The organism is Paramicrobacterium salitolerans (assembly GCF_051513965.1).
Lineage (GTDB): Bacteria > Actinomycetota > Actinomycetes > Actinomycetales > Microbacteriaceae > Paramicrobacterium.
Genome location: NZ_CP195847.1, coordinates 2,023,639 through 2,041,582, shown reverse-complemented (window position 1 = coordinate 2,041,582; position 17,944 = coordinate 2,023,639). Strand labels below are relative to the sequence as shown.

The 17,944-nt window shown below is 62.2% G+C and carries 18 protein-coding genes and 1 tRNA gene; 12 read left to right on the top strand and 7 right to left on the bottom strand.

The genetic code is table 11. The features are described from left to right. Positions 1 to 15 precede the first annotated feature (15 nt). The 3 genes from ACSAGD_RS09770 to ACSAGD_RS09760 all read left to right on the top strand — a co-directional run bounded on the left by ACSAGD_RS09770 (position 16) and on the right by ACSAGD_RS09760 (position 2,718). A complete protein-coding gene (locus ACSAGD_RS09770; protein WP_437582539.1) occupies positions 16 to 1,503 on the top strand; it encodes a glycosyltransferase family 39 protein in 1,488 nt (495 codons plus the stop codon). 318 nt (positions 1,504 to 1,821) lie between these two features. Then, positions 1,822 to 2,373 (top strand): hypothetical protein, encoded by a 552-nt coding sequence (locus ACSAGD_RS09765; RefSeq protein ID WP_437582537.1) that lies wholly within the window; start codon positions 1,822 to 1,824, stop codon positions 2,371 to 2,373. Positions 2,374 to 2,403: 30 nt separating this feature from the next. Beyond that, positions 2,404 to 2,718 carry a hypothetical protein gene (locus ACSAGD_RS09760; RefSeq protein ID WP_437582536.1) on the top strand — a complete coding sequence of 105 codons (315 nt, stop codon included), beginning with the start codon at positions 2,404 to 2,406 and terminating at the stop codon, positions 2,716 to 2,718. Positions 2,719 to 2,761: 43 nt separating this feature from the next. Here the strand turns inward: ACSAGD_RS09760 and ACSAGD_RS09755 are convergent, their stop codons facing one another. The 4 genes from ACSAGD_RS09755 to ACSAGD_RS09740 all read right to left on the bottom strand — a co-directional run bounded on the left by ACSAGD_RS09755 (position 2,762) and on the right by ACSAGD_RS09740 (position 8,900). Further along, positions 2,762 to 3,508, bottom strand: coding sequence for a helix-turn-helix domain-containing protein (locus ACSAGD_RS09755; RefSeq protein WP_437582535.1), 747 nt, complete (start codon positions 3,506 to 3,508; stop codon positions 2,762 to 2,764). A gap of 195 nt (positions 3,509 to 3,703) precedes the next feature. Next, positions 3,704 to 4,327: a class F sortase gene (locus tag ACSAGD_RS09750; protein ID WP_437582534.1), complete on the bottom strand. Its 624-nt coding sequence runs from the start codon at positions 4,325 to 4,327 to the stop codon at positions 3,704 to 3,706. A gap of 88 nt (positions 4,328 to 4,415) precedes the next feature. Next, positions 4,416 to 6,233 (bottom strand): VaFE repeat-containing surface-anchored protein, encoded by a 1,818-nt coding sequence (locus tag ACSAGD_RS09745; protein ID WP_437582532.1) that lies wholly within the window; start codon positions 6,231 to 6,233, stop codon positions 4,416 to 4,418. A 261-nt stretch (positions 6,234 to 6,494) separates the two neighbouring features. After that, positions 6,495 to 8,900: a phosphoketolase family protein gene (locus ACSAGD_RS09740; RefSeq protein ID WP_437582531.1), complete on the bottom strand. Its 2,406-nt coding sequence runs from the start codon at positions 8,898 to 8,900 to the stop codon at positions 6,495 to 6,497. 160 nt (positions 8,901 to 9,060) lie between these two features. Between ACSAGD_RS09740 and ACSAGD_RS09735 the strand changes: the two genes are divergently transcribed. Genes ACSAGD_RS09735 through ACSAGD_RS09725 form a run of 3 tightly spaced genes read left to right on the top strand, consistent with a single transcriptional unit; the run spans position 9,061 to position 11,263 of the window. Next, complete coding sequence (locus tag ACSAGD_RS09735) at positions 9,061 to 9,804, top strand: helix-turn-helix transcriptional regulator (RefSeq protein ID WP_437582530.1); 744 nt, start codon at positions 9,061 to 9,063, stop codon at positions 9,802 to 9,804. Further along, positions 9,801 to 10,649, top strand: a complete 849-nt coding sequence (locus tag ACSAGD_RS09730; RefSeq protein ID WP_437582529.1) for a hypothetical protein — start codon at positions 9,801 to 9,803, stop codon at positions 10,647 to 10,649. The genes ACSAGD_RS09735 and ACSAGD_RS09730 overlap by 4 nt, the downstream gene beginning before the upstream one ends. A 50-nt stretch (positions 10,650 to 10,699) precedes the next feature. Beyond that, positions 10,700 to 11,263 (top strand): pyridoxine/pyridoxamine 5'-phosphate oxidase, encoded by a 564-nt coding sequence (locus ACSAGD_RS09725; RefSeq protein WP_437582528.1) that lies wholly within the window; start codon positions 10,700 to 10,702, stop codon positions 11,261 to 11,263. 34 nt (positions 11,264 to 11,297) lie between these two features. Here ACSAGD_RS09725 and ACSAGD_RS09720 read toward each other — a convergent pair whose 3' ends face one another. Beyond that, positions 11,298 to 11,759, bottom strand: coding sequence for a hypothetical protein (locus ACSAGD_RS09720; protein ID WP_437582527.1), 462 nt, complete (start codon positions 11,757 to 11,759; stop codon positions 11,298 to 11,300). Positions 11,760 to 11,871: 112 nt separating this feature from the next. Here ACSAGD_RS09720 and ACSAGD_RS09715 point away from each other — a divergent pair, with 112 nt between their 5' ends. The 4 genes from ACSAGD_RS09715 (at position 11,872) to ACSAGD_RS09700 (ending at position 14,812) form a co-directional block, all read left to right on the top strand. Next, positions 11,872 to 12,522 (top strand): hypothetical protein, encoded by a 651-nt coding sequence (locus ACSAGD_RS09715; RefSeq protein WP_437582526.1) that lies wholly within the window; start codon positions 11,872 to 11,874, stop codon positions 12,520 to 12,522. A 62-nt stretch (positions 12,523 to 12,584) separates the two neighbouring features. Continuing rightward, positions 12,585 to 12,658 (top strand) — tRNA-Pro (locus tag ACSAGD_RS09710). 496 nt (positions 12,659 to 13,154) lie between these two features. Further along, positions 13,155 to 14,462: a choice-of-anchor A family protein gene (locus ACSAGD_RS09705; protein ID WP_437582525.1), complete on the top strand. Its 1,308-nt coding sequence runs from the start codon at positions 13,155 to 13,157 to the stop codon at positions 14,460 to 14,462. A 161-nt stretch (positions 14,463 to 14,623) separates the two neighbouring features. Next, complete coding sequence (locus ACSAGD_RS09700; RefSeq protein WP_437582524.1) at positions 14,624 to 14,812, top strand: hypothetical protein; 189 nt, start codon at positions 14,624 to 14,626, stop codon at positions 14,810 to 14,812. Here the strand turns inward: ACSAGD_RS09700 and ACSAGD_RS09695 are convergent, their stop codons facing one another. Then, positions 14,813 to 15,577 (bottom strand): SDR family oxidoreductase, encoded by a 765-nt coding sequence (locus ACSAGD_RS09695; protein ID WP_437582523.1) that lies wholly within the window; start codon positions 15,575 to 15,577, stop codon positions 14,813 to 14,815. Positions 15,578 to 15,589: 12 nt separating this feature from the next. Beyond that, on the bottom strand, positions 15,590 to 16,192 hold the full coding sequence (locus ACSAGD_RS09690) for a TetR/AcrR family transcriptional regulator (protein ID WP_437582522.1): 603 nt from the start codon (positions 16,190 to 16,192) through the stop codon (positions 15,590 to 15,592). Between the two features lie 284 nt (positions 16,193 to 16,476). Here ACSAGD_RS09690 and ACSAGD_RS09685 point away from each other — a divergent pair, with 284 nt between their 5' ends. Together ACSAGD_RS09685 and ACSAGD_RS09680 are read left to right on the top strand one after the other, a co-directional pair. Then, a complete protein-coding gene (locus tag ACSAGD_RS09685) occupies positions 16,477 to 17,367 on the top strand; it encodes an HpcH/HpaI aldolase/citrate lyase family protein (RefSeq protein ID WP_437582521.1) in 891 nt (296 codons plus the stop codon). A gap of 29 nt (positions 17,368 to 17,396) precedes the next feature. Further along, positions 17,397 to 17,870: a peroxiredoxin gene (locus tag ACSAGD_RS09680; protein ID WP_437582520.1), complete on the top strand. Its 474-nt coding sequence runs from the start codon at positions 17,397 to 17,399 to the stop codon at positions 17,868 to 17,870. Positions 17,871 to 17,944: the final 74 nt, after the last annotated feature.

The window sequence follows — 17,944 nt, the reverse complement described above, 5'->3', positions numbered from 1 at the left end:
AACTGGCGTCGCGGGATGACAGTTGTGTTTTGGGTGGCTGTTGCCGTCGTAGCCGCTGCGCAACTGTGGATCGTGATTCAGGGCGTCTTCTTCATGAGGCTATGGGAAGACGAAGCTTTCAACCTCACTGTGCCGATCAACCTAGTGAACGGCCTTGGATACACCAGCGATGGCACACTGAGCGGCAGCCAGCTGACCACGTTCGACCCCCGCATTTCGACCGGCCCGGTTGTTCTCTTGCCCGTCGCCGCGGTTCTCGCAATGGGAGCAGACCCCGTCATCGGTGGCCGACTTGTCGTTCTGCTGTTCTACATCGCACTCGTTGTCGGCCTGTGGCGTCTGGGCGGGCGACTCGGCGGTCGCTGGGCTGCGCTCGCCGCTGTGTGCGTGCCGCTGGGCTGGAACACATGGCTCTCGGGCTCGCCGATCCAGTCGCCCGTCGATATTCTCGGCGAAGTTCCCGCTGCCGCGCTTCTCGTCTGGGCCTTCCTCGCGCTGCGTAGGCAGCCGTGGTTGGCGGGGCTGCTCATCGGGCTTGCGATGCAGACGAAGCTGCTGGGTGCGCTTGCGGCGATTCCGATCGCACTTGCGATTTACCTGCTTTCAGACGGCAGCGTCGTCACGCGCACCCTTCGCGTGGTGCTGTGCGCGTTGGCCGCTGTGATTCCGAACGTTCTCTATGAGCTGTGGAAGCTCGTCACCCTCGGGCCCTCGGCATACTGGCAGAACCTGAAGGAGTTCTACTGGTTCTTCACCTCGGGCGGGCAGAACATTGACCCGGTAAGCCCTCTGTCGAAGCTGACGGCGCTGGGCACCGGATGGTTCTCGCCAACCTGGTTGACTCTCATCTTCATTGTTTTTGTGCTGGCCGCCGTGTGCGTGCTCGTGCTACGCACACCCGCTGATGAGGATGCCGGCGCCATCGCAGAGCGCCGCGAGCAGCGCGCCTACGCCATTGCCGCCGCGCTGGGACTCGTGCTCTGGTTCGGGTGGTGGCTGGCCTCGGAGCATACGCCGAATTGGCCGCGGTACGCCGCGATGGCGATATACATTTTCGTGCCGATTCTCGTGGCACTTGCTGCTCGATGGCTCGACGAGCAGTGGCGCTCGCGTCCATGGGGGCCTTGGTCGCGAATCGTGTCCGGCGTAGTCTCCGTGGTGGCCGTCTCCGCACTCGGGACGCAGTTGTGGGGGCACGTTCAGATCTCCGACCAGTCGCGGTTTGGAGAATCCCTGGCGGATCAGCGTGCTGTCGCGGCATCCGTGGCCGAGTCTGACCTCGACGTTATCGTCACAGCCTGGGGACCCAACGTTTCGATCATCGTGTTAGCCGGTTCGCAGGTCGCACTTGACGACGTGCCCGACTGGGACGGCACTCCGGAACTCTGGAGAAACTGGGACTCATCAGCTGCGGGCAAGGAAGAGTTTACTAATGCTATTGCCGCTGAATGTGCGACGGTGCTAGTTCGCGAGGGACGCTACGCCCTCTGCATCCTACGTTGATGAGTGCATCGCGACTGTTAAAATTTCTGTGCTGCAGTGAATCCACTCTAGTGGATTCTTAAATACGCAAGCAGAACTGCTCATCAATTCGTAGGTGGAGCGCGACGTCGTGAACGTCGCGCTCTATTCATTTAACCTGAGTGGCGGACCGTTGCTAATTTGCGCCAGCCATGAGTTCAAGACGCGCCACGAACCCGCGTCGATCGCCGTCTCTCAACACGTATCGCGACATCACATGCGCCGTGATCTTGCCGCTCAGAAGACTGGGTTCCGCATGTAACCCTACGTGCTCAACTCATCTCTTCTGAGAGGTACTACATGGCAAACAACTCGATTGAGCAGAACGACCAGAAACCGGCCGGACTGAACCGCCGCACCATGGTCACAGCAGCTGCCTGGTCTGTTCCCGTGATCGCCACCGCTGTGGCAACGCCGGCTGCCTCGGCATCCACCACCAACGAGAACGTGTCGATCTCATCGTCGTGCTACGGCATCAACATCATGGGATTCGGCCAGTCGTTTCCGCAGTTCCACATCACCGCAGAGGGCGCTCCGATCGAAGTTGGGTCGACGTTCATTCTGAACGGCGGCGGACTCGGCAACCTCACGTTTGGCGGCTATGGCGACTTCTTGGAGATCAATGTTCTCTCTGGCAAGTCTGCGCAGATCACCGTGCGTAAGCCGATACCTGCCGGCGAGAGCCTCACCCTGCAGGTGACAGGCATCGCGGCCGCTCTTGCGCTCACGAACTTCACCCTCAGTACCGGTGCGATCATTGGCAACGCGAACACACGAAGCGATGACGACGCAGCAACCCAGACGCTGACTGGCGTTGGCATGTTCGGCATCTTCGTCGGACACTGCGGCTGAATCAAACCGGACGAAAAGAGAGACAGAAGAATGGCAAACACCACTTTCGACCAGGCCCGTGCCGACGAGATCGCCGCTGGGGCAACAAGCAATGATGCCGCTGTGTTCTGTGGCGCAGTCGCCTTTGCTGATGGCGTATCGCCGACCGCCGCAGGGATCGCGCAAGCAGCATTTTCCAGTGACTTCGCAATCGACGCCTCCACCTTCGTGGCTGACTCCGAGACACGGGGGAGCGTGACCGCACGTGCCGGAGGGCAGGAAGCGACAATGAAGCTCTACCGGCAGGCTGGTACCTGGAAGCTTGACAGCACCGGGTCGAGCTCGGATGTTGTGACCGCGCGATAGCGGTCACAAGCGCCTAGGAAGCAGAAGCTTCCTAGGCGCTTCGTCAATTCTCAGGTGATCCTTCGGCTTTCGCCGCACGGCGGAGAGCAGCGACGCTTGGAAAGCCGCTCAATGACGCGATGCGATCGAGGCTCAGACGTTGCGACGCGGGAGAGTTCTCGAGCAGTCGGCGAGCTTCGAGCATCCGTGCGCGTCGAATCTCCCGCGCGACAGTGGTTCCCTCCTTCTGAAACACTCGGTTCAGCTGCCGCACTGAAAGTGACAGAGACTCAGCGAGCGAGGCGACCGAAAGGTGGGGGTCCGTCTTGCGCGAGGAGATCACCGACATTGCGACGCCGAAGTGATTGATCGGGTCGAGATCGATCATCAAATCACGCTGCAATGCAATGCGCGCTGCCGTCATTGTCAAGTAATACGCCACTCGGGCGAGAGTGTCTGCATTCTGGCTTTGAGAGTGAACGCTGACGTTCGCAGCGGCCATACCCTCGAGCGTGCGTATGCAGGCATCGTCTTGCACAAAGCGGAGGTAGCGACTGGGAATGCGTGCTCCCGCATTGGCGAGCCTCTTCTTCGACAGCACGATGATGGTGAGCGCGGTAGACGTGGCGATGTGCACCTTGATCTCCCCACCGGGTCCGATGAAGACGCCTTGCTTGGGCTGAGCATGGATTGACGGTTCGTCATCTGAACGAATGACGATGTCGCCGAGGGCAGGAACGAGCACGATCGCATCGTCATCACCGGGAAACTGCAAGCTGAGGTCAAGATCGAGAGCTAGGACTGAGTACATTGCGACGCCCGGTACGGTCAATGCAGACTGCACCGAGAAACGTCCTGTCGTCCCTCGCCAGATCGGACTCGCCAAGTTGTCGAGAGTGGTTCGCAGATAGGCTCGCGTCCTTGCACCTGTCTCTGTCATTCTTCTGCCTCCACACTAAGTTCTGCCGTACATGCGACTGGTCGACGGTGACCGTGAAAATTGGGTTTATGTCCGTTCGGCGATGATGACCATGTTGTCTGTCGATGGACTCCCATCCGCGCGCTGCAGACATGTGATGATGACGAGACGGTTAGTCGTGTCAGCCCAGATTTCTGCATCATTTGGAAGCTCTGATTTGGACACATGCCGTGAGGACGTGACAGAAAAGCTGATGCCGTCGACGAGGATCTTCGCGCCTTCATCCACAGCCGCCCGCTCGTTTGCGACATCGATCAGATAGTTGCCGGGGCCCACCGCGCCATCTCGAAGAGAGTGCATGACGACGTAGACGGTTCCTGTGTCGGCATCCTTGGGACTCACGCCCACATTGCGGATCCAGTAGGCCGACGTGAATCCGGGCGGTGTTATCTCGCCGTTCACGGCGCTCAGCGCTCCCAACGGAATGTCGAGCCCGACCGACGGTACCTCAAACTCGGTTCCAATATCTGGAGTGGGTGAAGCTTCGGGAGATGGCTTAGCACCCGCTTCAAAGGTGACAGGCTTGCCATTCATGTCTGGAACTGCGTCTGGGGAGTCCTCTGCGGAACTGACCAGGCCAATTACCCCGATGCAGATTAAAACGACCGCCATGCACGCGGCCGCGACGCCAAATGTTTCCGGCTTTTTCATACGTCTCTCTCGGAAAAGACAAGGGTGTGCTCGGGTGCCACCGAGGGGGCGGAGAATTTCGGTGACACCCGAACGGCTTCAATTGGACTTACTGGTTTTGACGACGTCGCGCGTACGCAGCCGTACCGAAGCTGAGCGCGGCCCCGAGAAGAATCAGCGACACCCAGATGCCAGTCGAGGCACCATCCACCGGCGTCCCGCCCGTGTGGGCGGTGATGCCGGTCGCGGTCGGCTCATCACCGTCTGCCGATGGTGCTGGCGCATTTGGCTTATCTTCGACGGTGACGGTCTGTGCGTCGTCGTTGATGTCTTCATGGGTGGCGATGACGGTGCCTTCGGAGTCGAGGAGTTTCTCGTATGCGACGAGGGTGGTTCCGTCGAATCCTTCCGGGACGGTGAAGGTGACGTCGACGGTGCCGTTGGCCTCAGTCGGGGTGAAGGTAGTTTCGCCGGTGATGCCGGTCTTCTCACCAGTCTCCTTGTTTACGAGTTCGCCGGTGAGCGTGTATTCCTCGCCTGGCGTGAGATTCTCGTAGGAGACGGCGTCGACGACGGTTCCACCGTCCCAAGCGATGATCTTGTCGCCGTCAGACTGGTCAGTTGCTGACGTACCGATCGACGGCGCTGGCTTATCTTCGACGGTGACGGTCTGTGCGTCGTCGTTGATGTCTTCATGGGTGGCGATGACGGTGCCTTCGGAGTCGAGGAGTTTCTCGTATGCGACGAGGGTGGTTCCGTCGAATCCTTCCGGGACGGTGAAGGTGACGTCGACGGTGCCGTTGGCCTCAGTCGGGGTGAAGGTAGTTTCGCCGGTGATGCCGGTCTTCTCACCAGTCTCCTTGTTTACGAGTTCGCCGGTGAGCGTGTATTCCTCGCCTGGCGTGAGATTCTCGTAGGAGACGGCGTCGACGACGGTTCCACCGTCCCAAGCGATGATCTTGTCGCCGTCAGACTGGTCAGTTGCTGACGTACCGATCGACGGCGCTGGAGCAGCTTCCACTGTCAGATTCACAGTGTCCGAGACAGCCGAGTCATCGATCAGAATCATGTTCTGCGGGCGAGCCGAGTTTGAGTCCCAAGAAACAGGTTCACGCATCATCACAGTGTCTGCGGGAGCGATGCGGCTCACTGTCGCGCTTGCGACCTCTGCCGTGACAATCCCCTCGACAGTGAACACTCCATCAGCGTTTGTTGGGACGGTCGTAGACACGAGGTCGATTCCAGTCGAGTCGAAGGTGACGTCGCGATTGGGGACACCGGCGCCAGTGCCCGACGTCAGCGATCCTGTAATCGTGACTGTGTCACCCAACGTGACAGTGTCGATACCGTCCAGCGCGATCGTCCACGGGCCCGCGTATTTCGAGGCATCTGCGAGGAGCGAATCGTAAATCCCGTGAACAGCGTCAGTCTGCTGGCCCGTGCCGAGGGGGTCGTCGCCATTGTCGAAGTGGCCGAGCGGCCACTCTGGCTTGTACTCGTTCGGTGCACCGTTGGTCTTGTCGTGAATGATCACGGATGCCGCGGCCGCGTACGAGTCCGCGGTCTTGCCGGACTTGTTGATGACCATATGGCTCGCCGTTGAGATCACATACGCGAGTGTGCTCATGTCGCTGGAAGAGAGGGCTGTTCCGTCTTCTTTCGTGAGTGGCACAGGATCGCCGTAGGAATCGGCGTAAATCGGCTCCGGCTCCCACACAGAAGCGCACCATGCTTCCGTTCCATCGGGCATTCGGTATGTGCCCTCCCAGTTCGGAACGCCGTTGCCGCCTGGCCATAGGTACCCACGCACCTCGCCGTTGGTTCCATCAGCAAACGCGGGCGCTGCTGCCGTGAACGACAATGCCGCGGCCGTTGCTGCCGCGACGGTGCCGGCTGCGAGCATCCGCCAACCTCGATGTTGTTTCAACTTTTCCCCTTGTACATGTCTATGAACGGGTCTTTCGACATGAGAGAGGGTCAATTTGAGTGAATATGACGGGACATTAAGCCCCCACAACGGGGCAAAATTTTGCTGGCCCCAGGAGATCGTGCAAATCTTTCGATTGTTCAGAAACCCTCTATAACCAGGGAAAGGTGTCGAACGTAGAGCCTGCTGAGATAGCTCCAAGCTCGCGGACTTATGCGAACGTATGTCGCGAAATGGTCACAAGTTGAGAAATGAGCATCATCATTGGGGGAAGCGGAACTCCCAGTCCGTGATCCACGGCGGGTCCTCGCCGTGCTCGTAGGCGTATGCCCGCGCGTCGTCTCGGGCGGTCCACCAGTCGTGGATCGCCGTGCTTCCGGCACCCGTCTCGTCGAGTCCGGCCCGCGTGACCGCGTCGATCGCGAGGGCATACCGGTCGAGATCGTTCAGGTGAACCATGTCGAACGGCGTGGTCGTGGTGCCGCGCTCGGCGAATCCGTGCACGTGGAAGCCCGCGTGGTTCGTGCGCTTGTACGTCAGCTGGTGAATGAGCGATGGATACCCGTGGAACGCGAAGATCACCGGGCACTCGCGCGTGAACACAGCATCGAAGTCGGCATCAGACAGACCGTGAGGATGCTGCTCATGCGACGCCAGCCGCATGAGATCGACCACGTTCACAACCCGCACCCGAAGGTCGGGCAACGTCTCGCGGATGAGCTGCGCGGCCGCGATCGCCTCGATCGTCGGAACATCGCCTGCACAGGCGATGACCACGTGCGGGTCGGCGGCTGCTGCAGCATCCGTGCTGTCACTGTCTGAGCCCGGGATGCCGCTGCCCTCGTTGCCAGCCCAGTCCCACACGCCGAGGCCGGCCGCTGCGTGCTTCTCGGCGTCGTCGAGGCTCAGCCAGCTCGGCTGGTCGTTCTTGCCCGCGACCACCACGTTGATGCGGTCGTGCGTGTCGAAGACGTGCCGCATGGTCGAAAGCAGCGTGTTCGCATCGGGCGGCAGATAGACACGCACGATGTCGGGACCCTTGTTGACCACGAGATTGAGAAAGCCAGGGTCCTGATGTGAGAAGCCGTTGTGGTCCTGCCGCCACACGTGCGACGACAGCAGGTAGTTCAGCGAGGCGACCGGCTTTCGCCATTCGACGTCACGCGAGGCCTCAAGCCACTTCGCGTGCTGGTTGAACATCGAATCGACGATGTGGATGAACGCCTCATACGACGTGATGAGCCCGTGGCGGCCGCTCAGGAGGTAGCCCTCGAGCATCCCCTGCATCAGGTGCTCGCTGAGCGCCTCGATGACCGCGCCATCGTGCCCCAGGTTGGTGTCGGTGTCGTGCTCGTCGAGATTCCACGTGCGGTCGGTCACCTCGAACACCTGGCCCAAACGGTTCGACTCGACCTCGTCGGGGCCGAACAGGCGGAACGCGTCGGGGTTCGCGCGCATCAGCTCTGTGAGCCAGCCCGCGAAGACCGTCGTCGCCGGCGCCGTCGCATCAGGGTCGGATGCCGTGCCGCCGTCCGTCACCGCCGGAGCCTCGTACGGTGCGAGCTCGGGCAGCGTCAGCGGCGACGCGATGCCGCCCTGCGCGTGCGGTGATGCACTCATGCTGAGGCCTGGGTCAGGACGGATCTCGTCGAGAATCGGTGCCGGTGCCCCGTCTGCGGTGAACAGCTCGGCCGGGCGATACGACTGCAGCCAGCCCTCGAGCTGGTGCAGGTGCTCCGGATCTTCGCGCACCTCCTTGAGCGGAATCTGGTGCGAGGCCTCGGTGCCCTCGACCTGTTTTCCGTCGACGAAGCGCGGACCGGTCCATCCCTTCGGCGTGCGCATCACGATGACCGGCCAGCGCGGCATGCTCGAGGCGCCGTCGATTCCGGCCGCGCGAATCTCGGCCAGGCGGTCGAAAGCGGCATCCATCGTCTCTGCCATCATCGGGTGTATCACCGACGTGTCATCGAGCCCCGCCTCGACCGTGAACGGCTCGTAGCCATTGCCGCGCAGAAACGCGTGCAGGTAGCCGTCGGGAATGCGCGCCAGGGGAGTGGGCGAGGCGATCTTGTAGCCGTTCAGGTGCAGAATCGGCAGCACAAAGCCGTCGCGCACCGGGTTCAGAAACATGTGGGCGCGCCAACTCGCGGCCAGCGGACCCGTCTCGGCTTCGCCATCGCCGATGACGCACGCGACCACGAGGCTGGGGTTGTCGAGCGCTGCGCCATACGCGTGCATGAGCGAGTACCCCAACTCGCCGCCCTCATTGATGGAGCCCGGTGTCTCCGGGGCAGCATGTGAAGGGATGCCGCCAGGAAAGGAGAACTGCCGGACAAGCTGCGCGAGACCCTTCTCGTCGAAGCTGACCTCCGGCATCAGCTCCGAGTAGGTGCCGTCGAGCCAGGCGTTCGCCACCATCGCTGCGCCGCCGTGGCCGGGGCCGCAGACGTAGAGCATCTCTTGACGACGCTCCGTGATGATGCGGTTGAGGTGCGCATAGACGAGGTTCAACCCGGGAGCCGTGCCCCAGTGTCCCAGCAGCCGCGGCTTGATGTCCTCAGCCGTCAGAGGCTCCCGCAGCAGCGGGTTGCTCTTCAGATAGATCTGCGCGGCACTCAGGTAATTGGCCGCTCGCCACCATGCGTCAAGTGCATCGTTCGTCATAGCCACCTCCAGACCAGCCGAAAGCGAAGACACGTGGCCCCGACTTTACGCCGGAGGACTTTCTCGGGAAAGAGGGTTGAAGGAGCAGAGCGCGAGCATGTATGCGTGTTGTCGGGTTGATGTTGCGCAGATGCAACTCTAATTTGATAAAGTTGCGTGTATGCAACAACTTATTCGCCGTCTCGTCACGCCGCCGACAGGTATGTCGGCAGCTGAACTGGCACGCCGTTCGCGCGTGAACCGGTCCACGATCCACCGGATTGCCCGCGGTGAGACAGAGCCGACACTGGCGACGCTGCGTGAACTCGCGATCGTGCACGGCCTCGACCTTGAGGTCGACCTGCGGCCGCTCAGTGACCCCGCCGCGGCTTCTGCGGCGCGAATGCTCCTCGACCCGACAATGGAGGGTTACGAGCCGAACGCAAGCGAGCAACAGTGGCTGAAGCGGCTCGAGCAGTTCGACGACCCTGTGGATGTCGTCGCCGTAGCTGGTCGCGCATCCGCTCCCGCTGAGCGCAAAGCAGCACTGCTGTTTCGTGGCGATCGCAGCGCCCTGCGCCTCGCGTCTGCCGGGAGCGCCGCGGATGGCACCTGGGCAGTATCAGGCTGGGCTGCTCTCACGGCGGCCGAGGGTGACGCGCCGCGTGCTGGAGCCAGCATCCTCTGGGTCCAAGACCCAGACCGCGCCGCCAGCATGCTCCTCGACACGCATACTCGGGTGACGTCGCCACTCAACGCGCAGGTGGTCGTGGCCCAGATCACTGACGCTGTGCAGGTCGATTCGTGGAGCGAAGGCGCGGTGAGATACGTCGCGCCGGTGCAAATTCTTCTCGACTGCATCGGTCTTGGCGGGGAACTTGAGCGCGCGGCTCGCGTGGTCGCTGAAAGCTGGTCGACGGAATGAACGACGTACGACGCACATGGGCAAAAACTTCACGGGATGTCAGCGCTTTGAAGGCATCCGAGTCTGCGCGAGCGACGAATGCGGCAGATTCGGTGCAGCAGGCTGATCAGGCCGCCCAGCGGGAGCTGACCGGTGTGAGTTGGGACTTCTCGCAGGTCGACGTCTCTCTCATCACAGCCGTGGGTGTTGAAAAGGCGCGGCACAGGTTCCGTGCCGCGCTACCCGATCTCATCTGGAACGCAGCAGCACTGGAGGGCAACACTTTCACACTCCCGGAAGTCAGGACTCTGCTCGATGGAACCACTGTGCAAGGTAAGCGGATTGAAGAAGAGCAGCAGATCCTCGCGCTGAGCGAGGGTTACAGCTTTGTCGACGAACTCGTCGGCGCAGGAGAATTCCGCCTCTCCAAGCGGACGTCGGACCACGTACACGCGCTCGTGGCTCGGCATGAGGCGATCGAATCCGGACACTTCCGCGGCGAGGGGGCCGTTCGCGGTGGCGGCACAGTGCAGCTGACCACTGGTGGGTATGTGGACGGCGTTCCCGAAGGCGAGCTTCAGCAACGCTGGCAGCTGCTGACCGAAGCGCTTTCGGAAATCGAAGATCCGCGAGAGCGCGCACTTGTCTATAACGCGGCTGCGACCCGCACGCAGTACTACTTCGATGGCAACAAGCGCACTGCCAGACTGATGATGGCCGGAGAGTTGATGTCGCATGGCTTTGACGCCGTGAGCATCCCGAACTCGCGGCGCCTTGAGTTCAACGTCGCTCTCGACCACCTGTTCCAGACCGACGATGCAACTCAACTGTTGGCGTTCACTGTCTCGTGTGCTGCCAGACAGTGACGTTGACTACGCTCGGAAACACGCTGACAACCCATGTGAAGGAGGTGCAGATGGATGACATTCGCGAGCGGTTGAGAGGGCTTCCGGCGTTCCCCGCGGATCTGCCCGTGCTCGACCCCGAGGCCGTGCCTGCCGACCCGACCGAGCTGTTCGTCGCGTGGCTCAACCAGGCGATCGAGACCGGAGCGCGGCAGCCTCACGCCATGACGTTCGTGACAACGCGACGTGATGGAACCCCTGTGGGTCGCACGCTGATCCTGAAAGACGTCGATGAGAGCGGCTACCACTTCTCAACGCACCGAACCTCACGCAAGGGCGTCGAACTGGGGCGCAACCCGCGCGCATCGATGGTGTTCTTCTGGCGCGAGTCCGGCCGGCAGGTTCGTGTGACCGGAACTGCGCGCGCCCTGGGCGACGACGTGTCGCAGGCTGACTGGGAGAAGCGCCCGAGCTACACCGGGTCCCCGAACCCCGACTGGCAGGTCTACACGCTCGACCCCGACGAGATCGAGTTCATGCAGGCGCGCGAAGACCGCAACCACACCCGTGTGGAGTACGCTCGCGATTCGGATGGTGCCTGGTCGCATCACGTCGTGACGACGCCCGCCGGCTGATCGCTCTGCCGGAGTCTGCCTCGGCGGCGCTCTGTTAGGAGGCGAGGTGGTGGACGATGAGCTCCACTGTCTCGTCGAGGTCGCGGTCGCCGAGCCCCTCGCCGTCGGAGGTCGGACAGTTGCGGCGCGCTGTCGCGACGGCATCCCTCAGCTCGCTCACGGTTGGCGGAATCTCGCGTCGCGGTCGGCGCACGTCGGTCACGAGCAGTCGCGGGTCCATGCTCGCCGCCGGATTGAGTGCGTCCGCAAGGTCAGCGGCGGTGAAAGCGACGGTCGCTCCCTCGGGGAGAAAGCGCACAGCACGATCGACGTCTGCGGCCGAGAGCCCGATGATGAGGTCCACCGCGGCCGTGATCACACCCTTCTCGGCGACGACGCGGGCGGGAAGCTTCGCCTCCGCCACCTTCTCGGCCAGCAAAGCCCTCAGTTGGGCTTCGGCCTCGCCGTCGTTGCTGAAGGCCAGGATGCGGAACTCGGGCTCCTTCGGTGCGGACATCGGCTACCTCGCTTTGCTCGCTGTCGAACAATGCTAATTCAGGCGCGTGTGAAATGGGGCAACTCGCCAGCTTGGGATTGTCACTCGAAGATGTGTTCGATACCATCGAGCAATGGATATCTTCAGACGGCTGGAGGATGCCGTAAACAAGGTGGCTCGCGTGCATGACCGCGCCGAAGTGTCGGCGGTCAGCGGGCTGGGTGTAGCGGGCGGCTCGCGTCGGCGAACCGCCGTCGGCAATGTGTCGACTCTTGTGCAGCAGATGCCTGATGATGCCGTGAATCAGCTGCTCTGGCAGGCGGGGCAGCTGCGGCAGGCGGCGGATGCCCTCATCGCGGTGGCCGCCGCGGAGACCGCAGTGCGCACCGATGGTCAGGTGGCTCGACTTGCGGGGCTGTCGTCTGCGGAGGCCGCGGGACTTGCCCGAGTGGGGGAGATGGTTGCAGAAACCGAACGAGTGATCGATGCTCAGGGTGTGATCGAAGCGCAGAACCTCGACATCGAGGTGGATGTGCCGTGGTGGCAGCCGATCGCGGTCGCCGTGGTCGGTGGGCGACTGAGCGCTGGGGCAGCGACTGTGCTGCGCGATGAACTGGGGGAGCCGACGGAAGATGTGTCGGCCGAGCAGCTGTCAGCCGCGGCTGAGAAGATTGTGGATGCCGCGGGTGATGCCGGACCGGACGACATTGCTGCGCTCGCGCGCCATCGACGTGCCGAACTCGAGGGCGAGCTCGTGCTGATCGGCGACATCAGGGCGGAATGAGCCGCGATGTGTCACGAGCACTGCTGAACATCCGCTAGGATGGTTGAGGCCTTAGGGCCAATCGGGGTGTGGCGCAGCTTGGTAGCGCGCCTCGTTCGGGACGAGGAGGTCGTGGGTTCGAATCCCGCCACCCCGACATTGTGATGTCTCGCGACATAGTTCTCTTATGTCGCGAGACATCGTTCATTTAATTGTGTTTACCCGCGGGATCACGCAGCTGGATCACGGTTCCATCCACTCGCCTTCACCTATGGGCCGCGAATGCCCTCCGTCGTTGTGGGCGTGGGCGCCCGGAATTCTCGAGCATCTCTCGCTTTGTCCCCCGAAGTGGGCACAAGGTATTTCGTAATTTAGCTGTTTTGTTAGGGAGCCTTCCTATATGGTCTTGGGAGCGCAAACCCTAGCGCTTCCGATGATTCTCCCTACCATCGCCGACGCTCGTCGCTGCTCCCAGCGGCGAGCTTCGGTGGTGCCCAAAGTCCGAACGGAGCACTGTGCCTCGAGCATCCACAGCCCCTGTATTCCCTAGAAAAATCGCAGCCCTCACCCTCGCTGCAGCAACCGCAGCCTTCGGGCTGACTCTCGTGCAGGCAGCCCCGAGTGCAACGGCTGCCGAAACACAGACGTGCCCGGTGCCGGGAGAGTTCCCTGGAATCAACACCGACCAATACTTCGCCACAGATTCGAATATCAACGTCTTTGTCGGCGGCGACTACCTGGCGGACGGTGGCGCTGCTGAAACCGAGGGAACGCTCGTCGTCGCGGGCAGCGCGACTTTCAACTCGGGTTTCTTCAACATCGGCACTGTTGGTGTCGGGTCCGGCATTGTGCCTGAGGTCGATAGCGACATGCTCATCGTCGGTGGCGACATTGTCTTAGTTGGTGAATCGGAACTCGACGTCGGGCACCCTGTCGGTGCCTTCGCGGGCGGCGGTAATGTCGTCGCGGGCGGGCAGATCACAGGCGAGGACTCCATTGAGACAAACGGAGGCTCCATCTCGAGCGGCGTCGACAACGCGCTCGGTAATTACGCGGGCTTCGCAGACGAACTGGCTGAATTTTCCGCAGACCTGACCGAGGAAGCTGGCACTGCGGGATTCTTGGACGGCAGTCGTCTCATTCTCGAAGGCGACGGGAGCGATAACCTTCAGGTATTTACTGTGAGCGCAGACGACGTTGCAAGTGCGTCTTCTGTTGGGTTCATCAACTTTGGTGATTCGGCTCCGATCCTGATCAACGTGATTGGCGAGAACGTGAATGCCACGTTCAATGATTTCAGCGTTTACGAGTCGCTTGCCGACACCGCTGGCGACCGCATCGATAATGTGACTGCCGGAACTGTGATCGGCAACGCCGCAGCGCGCATCCTCTGGAACTTCGCGGACGCCACTGACGTGACGATCGGCGGCACGAGCCAGTTCGTTGGAAGCATCCTCGTGCCAGCGGCTGAATCTGCCACAGACGTCACCGCATCGACCAACGGACGTCTCTTCGTGGGAGGCGACCTGACTACGCGCGGCAACGGAAACGAGCAGCACGCTTACCCGTGGAGCGGCTCGCCTCTGACTGACTGCACTCCGCGCGAGGAGAACTCCGAGACTCCCGAAGAAGAGCCCGAGACACCTGACGAGGGTGAAGAGACCGAGACTCCCGACGAGGGTGACGAGCCGGAGGTTCCCGGTGAAGAGGAGCCCGAAGCACCGGTGGAGGAAGAAGACGAGACTCCGGTGACTGAGGAGGAGGCGCCTCAGGTTGAGGACGAAGTCGTCGTCGAAGAGACCGAAGCGCCCGTTGTTGACGACGCGACGAACACCGCTGATGAAGAGTCGCTGCCCGTGACCGGTGCGAACATCGGCCTGGTGCTGCCGCTCGCGGCACTGCTGCTGGTGCTCATCGGCGGAGGCCTCGCGCTGATCGCGCGCACGCGTTCACGCGCCTAAGTAAGAACCACCGCAGGGGCAGGGATTTGTGTAGCATCCCTGCCCCTGCGGCATCCCAAGGCCGATTTTCAGAACTCGCGTCATGATTCACCGCTTTCTCCCTCTCTCAAATGGGCCCACATATCGGCCCGTCACTGAGACGAGAAACAGAGGAAAGCAACATGACGAAGTCACAGTCACTGGTCGTCGTGGCAGGCTGCATGGTCTCTGTGCTGATCTGCCTCGCAATCATCGTGATCGCGCACCAGGGCATGAAAGCGCTGTCGGGCGAGAGCGACCGAGCGAAGGCTGCGAGCAGCGTGACGACGATTCACGATGCGGATGCCGCCGCCACACTGCTCGTCGCGTGATTACTGCCCCATGACGTACTCGATCGATGGGCCGGCAGTCCAGCCACCGTCGACCGCGATCTCCGCACCGGTCGTGTACGACGCGGCATCCGAGAGCAGGTAGAGCACCGCACCGACCAGTTCGTCGGGCGTTCCGACGCGCTGGAACGGGTTGTTCGGGAACGCACCCTCGTCTGTCGAGATGCCCGTGGGCGCCGTCATGGGAGTGAGAACCATGCCCGGGTGCACTGAGTTCACGCGGATCTTCTCGCGGCCGAGCTCGACTGCGGCGACCTTGGAGAGACCGCGCACACCCCACTTCGCCGCACCGTAACCGCTCGTCAGCGCGAGCCCAATGAGACCGGCTGCCGACGAGATGTTCACGATCGATCCGCCGCCGGCGCGACGCAGAGCAGGAATCGCGAAGTGCATGCCCGTGTGCACGCCGACCAAGTTGATCTGGATGATCTTCTGGAACGTCTCGAGCGGCTCGTCCGCAACCGTGGTGCCGGATGCGGAGACTCCCGCATTGTTCACGAGGCCGTCGAGGCGACCGAAGTGCTCCTCGGCCTCAGCGATCGCTGCTTCCCACGATGCAGTGTCCGTCACATCGAGGTGCACGAAATGAGCGTCATCGCCGAGATCAGCGGCAACCGCGCGACCGTCGTCGTCCAGGAGGTCGCCGATGACGACCTTGCCGCCAGCCGCGACGATGCCGCGCGAATATGCCTCGCCGAGTCCGCGAGCTCCGCCCGAGACGAAGATGACTTTGCCTGTGAGATCCATGATGTCTCCTCTTTACTGTGGTGTTTTCTGTTGCCCGATCGGTTGCCCGAGCGGGTTGGTTGAGAGGGCGTCTGCAGCGAGGCGCGCAGCCGTCGCGGCATCCGTCGAATGCTCTGCCATGTGACGAAGCGCCGTCGTCGCCAGAAGTGTGGCCTGGGCTGCCGCGATGTGAGCCTCGAGGCTCTCTGGCTCGCATGCCAGCGCCGCCGCGATGATCGTCGTCAGACGCTGCGTGATCTGCTCATTGGTGGACAGCCAGACGCGATGGAACTCCGGCACCGACAGGATGGCGCGCAGCAGCGAGAGACTCTCGCCTGCGGCAGCCTCATCGAAGGCCTCCGCGAATGCGTCTGCGACGATCTCGAGCAGACTCGCGCTGCCTGCCGCTTCGATGCGCTGGGCGATGCCGTCGACGAACCGATGGTTGCCGTCGTCGAGAAGTGGACGCACGCAGTCGGCTTTCGTGGGGAAGTAGCGAAAGAACGTGCGTTCAGACAGCCCGGATGCCGAGACAAGCGACTTCGTGTCGGGCGTGCTGTTCGGGTCGGCCACGTGCAGCGCGCACTTTCGCGAGATCTCGACGAGCGTCGACGCGGGGAGCTGTGTTCGAGGCATAGCCTCACTCTACGCTTTAGTGACAGTAACTGTCATTAAGTGGGCAGTGAGATTGCGCCAGGCGGCATGATCGGAGCATCCGTCAGAATTCGCTGAGGCCTCGCGGTGCTTCGCCCGGCCCGTCACCAGGCCGACGTACCCTCTATAGGGAGGGAAGCAGCGGTGCGCGGGGGCAATCATGAGAACCTGCTCCACGCGATTGACAACGTCGGCTCCTCGCTCTAATGTTTTCAATAAGCAATATTTGAGTTTCATATTGCGGAATAACAAGGTGGTTAGGAAGAATGAGTACTCAGGCCCCAGACGTGGCAGCCGACCAGGGCGTATCGACGGAGAAGCGTCGTACGCGAACGGTCCCGGCGAAGCTTGCGCGCTCGTGGCTGCTCGTTCCCGCTACGAAGCCCGAGAACTTCAACGCGGCTGACGCCAGTGCGGCCGACGCGATCATCCTCGACATCGAGGATGCCGTCGACCCGTCACGCAAGCCGGAAGCGCGCGAAGCTGTCGTGACCTGGCTCTCCGAGGGAGGTCGCGCGTGGGTGCGCATCAACGACGCGACCACACCGTACTGGAGTGACGATCTGCTCGCGCTCCGCGGAGCTCCCGGTCTCGAGGGCGTCATGCTCGCGAAGACCGAGTCCGCAGATCAGGTTGAGCACACCGCTCACGCGATCGGCGACGGGGTTCCCGTGATCGCGCTCGTCGAGTCGGCCGTCGGCATCGAGAGCGCGACCGAGATCGCCCGTGCTGAGGGAGTCTTCCGACTCGCGTTCGGCAGCGGTGACTTCCGCCGCGACACCGGCATGTCCGCTGAGAAGGAGGCCATGGCCTACCCCCGCGCGAAGCTCGTCGTCGCGAGTCGCTGCGGCAATCTGCCCGGCCCGATCGACGGTCCGACCGTCGGTTCGAACCACCCGCTGCTCCGCGAGCAGTCGGGAACCACGGTCGTTATGGGAATGACCGGAAAGCTCTGTCTTGATGTCGAACAGGTACCCGTGATCAACGAGGTCATTAGCCCGACGCCGACTGATGTCGCGTGGGCCAACGGGTTCCTGGCCGACTTCGAAGCTCGCGGATGCGTCATCCGAGACGGCAGTGACCTGCCGCGCCTCGGCCGCGCCCGCAAGATCGCCGAACTGGCCGACGCCTTCAACGTGTCGGCTCCGGCGACGTAGTCCGCAAAAGCAGCAGTAAGGAGATGTCAATGGCGAAACAACTCTCGGTCGGCGATCCGGCGCCCGAATTCACGCTGACGGATGCCGCAGGCGCGAGCGTCTCGCTCAGTGACTACCGCGGCACCGACGTTGTCGTGTACTTCTACCCACGCGCGGAGACGCCCGGGTGCACCACGGAGGCATGCGACTTCCGCGACAACCTCGCGTCGCTCCGCGGCGCCGGCTACGAGGTCATTGGCATCTCCCCAGACTCCGTCGACGACATCGCGTCGTTCGCGAAGAACCACGATCTGGCCTTCCCGCTGCTCTCCGATGACGGTGCCGCCACCGCCAAGGAGTACGGCGCATGGGGTGAGAAGGTCGTCAACGGAACCGCCATGGTCGGCATCCTTCGCTCGACCGTCGTCCTCAACAAAGAGGGCACCGTCTCGCACGCCGAGTACAACGTCGGCGCGGAAGGACACGTTGCTTCGCTCCGCAAGGAGCTCGGCATCGACTCCTGACCCAACCCTCAGTGAGCACTTTCAGCCGCTGGGGGTTATGATTTGATCAATTTCAAAATGAAAATGTAGTTTCG